General features: G+C 75.7%; 4 protein-coding genes. All 4 read left to right on the top strand.

Features of this window, described 5'->3' with window-relative positions:
- Positions 1 to 734, top strand: a 734-nt coding sequence (locus ACFV0Q_RS39260; protein ID WP_385012590.1) for an ABC transporter permease, incomplete at its 5' end; no start/stop codon positions are given.
- Positions 731 to 1,450, top strand: coding sequence for an ABC transporter ATP-binding protein (locus ACFV0Q_RS39255; RefSeq protein ID WP_385012588.1), 720 nt, complete (start codon positions 731 to 733; stop codon positions 1,448 to 1,450). The genes ACFV0Q_RS39260 and ACFV0Q_RS39255, both read left to right, overlap by 4 nt.
- Before the next feature lie 211 nt (positions 1,451 to 1,661).
- A complete protein-coding gene (locus ACFV0Q_RS39250; protein ID WP_385012586.1) occupies positions 1,662 to 2,666 on the top strand; it encodes an ABC transporter substrate-binding protein in 1,005 nt (334 codons plus the stop codon).
- Positions 2,667 to 2,712: 46 nt separating this feature from the next.
- Positions 2,713 to 3,822 (top strand): aryl-sulfate sulfotransferase, encoded by a 1,110-nt coding sequence (locus ACFV0Q_RS39245; protein ID WP_385012584.1) that lies wholly within the window; start codon positions 2,713 to 2,715, stop codon positions 3,820 to 3,822.
- Positions 3,823 to 3,969: the final 147 nt, after the last annotated feature.

Genomic DNA, 3,969 nt, shown 5'->3' with positions numbered 1-3,969 from the left:
GCCCGGCCCTGGGCGCGGCCGGCGCCGTGCTCGCGCTCTGGTCGCTGCTCGCCTGGTCCGGCGCGGTGGCTCCGGGGCTGCTGCCCACCCCCGCCGACACGGCCGCGGCGCTGGCCGGCAGCGCCCGCGACGGCACCCTGGCCGCCGACCTCGCCGCCAGCCTGGCCCGCGCGGGGCAGGGCTTCGCGCTGGGGGCGGTGGTCGGCGGCGCGCTCGGGTTCGCGACCGGGTACCTGCCGAGGCTGTCGGCCGCGGTCACCCCGGTGGTCTCCTTCCTGCGGCCCATCCCGGCCATCGCGCTGGTGCCGCTGGCCACCGCCTGGTTCGGCATCGGGGAGGACGCCAAGCGGCTGCTGATCGCCTACGCGGTGCTCCTCGCGGTCTGGCTCTACGTCCACGACGGGGTCTCGCGGGTGCCGGTCTCGCACCTGCGGGCCGCCCGGTCGCTGGGGGCGCCGCTGCACCGGCGGTTCACCGAGGTGCTGCTGCCCGCCGCCGCGCCCGCGCTGCTGGCCGCACTGCGCTACGGGGCCTCCGTGGCCCTGCTCGCGCTGGTCGCCGCCGAACTGGGCGGCGCGGACAGCGGGCTGGCGTACCGGCTGCAGGTGGACGGCCAGTTCCTGCGGGTGGACCGGATGTTCGCGGGACTGCTCGTGCTCGGGCTGCTGGGCGTGGCCGCCGACCTGGTCCTGGCCGCCGTCGGACGGCGCTACGTGCACTGGAGCGCAGCATGAGCCTGGACGTACGGCTGGAGGGGCTGTCGGTCGGGTACGGGGCGGCGCCGGTGCTGGAGCGGACGGACCTGGAGTTCCCGGCGGGGTCGTTCACTGCGCTGCTGGGGCCGAGCGGCTGCGGGAAGTCGACGGTGCTGAACACGGTGGCCGGTTTCGTACGGCCCGCGGCGGGCCGGGTGACGGCCGGCGGCGCGGAGGTGACGGGGCCGGGCCCGGAGCGGGGGGTGGTGTTCCAGCACTACGCGCTCTTCCCGTGGCGCACGGCCCGGGGCAACGTCGAGTTCGCCCTCAAACGGTTCGGGCTGCCGCGCGCGGAGCGGCGCGAGCGGGCGCTGGCCGCGCTCGCGGAGGTGGGGCTGGCGGACGGCGCCGAGAAGTACCCGGCGCAGCTGTCGGGCGGAATGCAGCAGCGGGTCGCCCTGGCGCGGGCGCTGGCCGCGCGGCCGGAAGTGCTGCTGATGGACGAGCCGTTCGGGGCACTGGACGCGCTGACGCGAACGCGGATGCAGACGCTGCTGCGGGAGCTGTGGGAACGCACCGGCACCACGGTGCTGTTCGTGACGCACGACCTCGACGAGGCCCTCGCCCTGGCCGGACGCGTGGTGGTCCTCGGCGGCTCCCCGTCCCGAGTCCTGGCCGACCACCACATCCCCCCGGGCCCCCAACCCCCCACTCTGCGCCCCCACATCGCAGCCCACCTCGCCACCACCCCCTGACCCACCCCGCCCCGGGGTTGCCGCACGGCAACGGACCCGCACGCGATGGGCGGGGCCGGCCAAATCCAGCCCCGCCGGCGATTGAGGCGCGGGGTCCGGGGCGGAGCCCCAGGGGCCCGGGCGTCGCCCGGCACATCCTCGCCCCCTTGTCCCCGCACACCGCGCCCGGCCGACGGCCGGTGCGTCCCCCGTCCCAGGAAGGACCCCTCCCATGCCCAGACACCGACCCCGAACGGCGGCCGGGCTGCTGCTCGTCGGCCTGCTCTCGCTCCTCGCCGCCACCGCCTGCGCAACCGGCACCGGCACCGGCACCGACGGACGGGGGGCCGTGTCCCTGGCCGGCAGCGATCAGCTGGCCGCCGCGCCCCTGTACCTCGCGCAGCACCGCTCGCTCTGGTCCGCCGAGGGCCTGGCGGCCACCGTGACCACCCTCCCCACCGGCCGGGACGCCCTCAACGCCGTCCTCGGCGGCCAGGCCCAGTTCGGCGTCGTCGGCGACCTGCCCGCCGTCACGGCGGCGCTGAGCGGGCGCGACGTACGGATCGTCGCCGACCTGTCCCGCTTCTCGGACTGGCGCCTGCTCACCCGCACCGACCGCGCCATCCCCGGATTCGGCGCGCTCAAGGGGCGCAAGGTCGGGGTCCCCCAGGGCACGAACGTCGAGTACGCCCTCTCCCGGATGCTCGCCTCCGCGCAACTGACCCCGGCCGACGTGACGGTGGTGAACCTGGCCCCGAACCAGGTCGCTCCGGCCCTCGCCCGCGGCGACGTCGACGCCGGCGTCACCTTCCCCAGCTTCTACGACGCCGCCCGCACCGCCCTCGGCGCCCGTTACGCCGAACTCCCCTTCTCCGGCTACACCGCCCGCACCCTCCTCGTCGCGGGCCCCTCGGCGTCCGACGGGACGGCCACCGCGGTCCTGCGTACGGTGCTGCGAGCGCAGCGGGCCGCCGCGGCCGACCCGGCCGCCGCGCGGGCGGCCGTCGTCGCCGAGTCCAAGGGGGCGCTGCAGGCCCCGTACGTCGAGACGTTCCAGCCCCGCTACACGTACGGGGCGAGCCTGTCACCCGAACTCCTCGCCGACCTGTCGGACGAGGCCGCCTGGGCCAAGGCCGCCCAGGCCCTGCCGGGCACCGCCGACCGGTCCGCCCTGCGCGCCCGGCTGCACCCCGGCCCGCTCCGGGCGGCCGACCCCGCCGCCGTCACCGTGAACTGAAGCCCCCGACCCCCCACCCCCGAAAACCCACCCCCGGAGGACCTCCATGACCGTCGACCAGAACACCCTGCGCCGCCGCGGCACCGGCCTGCGCGCCCACGACCCCGAGCGGAGCTTCGGCGGCTACACCCTCTACACCCCCATCGCGGGCGACGGCCGGATCCACCTCGTCGGCATCGACGGCGAGCCGGCCCACACCTGGAACTCCCCGCACCCGCCCGGCCGTCAGGCACAGCTCCTCCCCGGCGGCACCCTCTTCTACGCGGCCAAGGACACCACCGGCCCGAGCCTCTTCCCCATCTGGGACGTCTACCACGGCGGCGTCTTCCAGGAACTCGCCCCGGACTCCACCGTGCTGCGCGAGGCCCGCCACCCCTTCCACCACCACGACGCGTCGATCCTGCGCAACGGAAACCTGCTGATCAGCGCCGTGGAGCCGCTGGCTCCGGCGGACGCGGCCCGGATCCGCGGCGGCATCCCCGGCTCGGAGGCGGCGGGCGGGGTGATCTACGGGGACGTGGTGTACGAGATGACCTGGGAGGGCGAGGTGGTGTGGCGCTGGGCGGCGATCGAGCACCTGGACCCGGAGGAGGTCCCGCTGAACCCGCACTTCGCGCGCGAGCACTGGCCGATGGCCAACACGGTCAACGAACTCGCCGACGGCGGGATCGTGGTGGGCTTCCGCAGCGCCTCGACGACGGTGGCCGTCGACCGCGCCGACGGCTCCGTGCGCTGGCGGATCGGCCCGGACGTCCTCGCGCAGCAGCACCACCCGCACGAACTGCCGGGCGGCACGATCCTGGTGTTCGACAACGGGACGTACCGCGACACGACGTCCGTGCCGTACTCGCGGGTGCTGGAGCTCGACCCGGTGACGGGCGAGCGGGTGTGGTCGTACGAGGACAACCCGCCGCAGAACTTCTACAGCCCCTACATGTCCAGCGCGCAGCGCCTGCCCAACGGCAACACCTTCGTCGCCGAGGGTTCCTTCGGGCGACTGTTCGAGGTGACTCCGGAGGGGGACGTGGTGTGGGAGTTCGTCGTCCCGGAGTTCGGGGCGTTCGACCGGGGCACGGGCCTGGAGTCCTCGCGCGGCGCGCAGAACGCGGTGTTCCGCGCCTACCGGTACGGGGCCGATCAGATCCCCTGGCTCTGACGGGGGCACCGGCGCACCGGCAAACGGGGACCGGTCCGCCCCCGCCGCTGTGGCGGCGGCGGGGGGCGGACCGGTCGGGACGTCGCGGACGTCAGTTGGGTCCGGCGAGGCGGCCACGCAGGCGTCGAGCAGGGCCGACATCATCTC

The sequence above is a fragment of the Streptomyces sp. NPDC059564 genome, assembly GCF_042735575.1.
Taxonomy (GTDB): domain Bacteria; phylum Actinomycetota; class Actinomycetes; order Streptomycetales; family Streptomycetaceae; genus Streptomyces.
Note: the sequence above shows the minus strand (reverse complement) of the source record. Positions and strands in the feature narration are given on the sequence as shown.

What these genes read in the sequence shown, in the direction of transcription:
- ACFV0Q_RS39255 (WP_385012588.1), top strand. Translation starts at nt 731, where the DNA reads ATGAGCCTGGACGTACGGCTGGAGGGGCTGTCGGTCGGGTACGGGGCG.
- ACFV0Q_RS39250 (WP_385012586.1), top strand. Translation starts at nt 1,662, where the DNA reads ATGCCCAGACACCGACCCCGAACGGCGGCCGGGCTGCTGCTCGTCGGC.
- ACFV0Q_RS39245 (WP_385012584.1), top strand. Translation starts at nt 2,713, where the DNA reads ATGACCGTCGACCAGAACACCCTGCGCCGCCGCGGCACCGGCCTGCGC.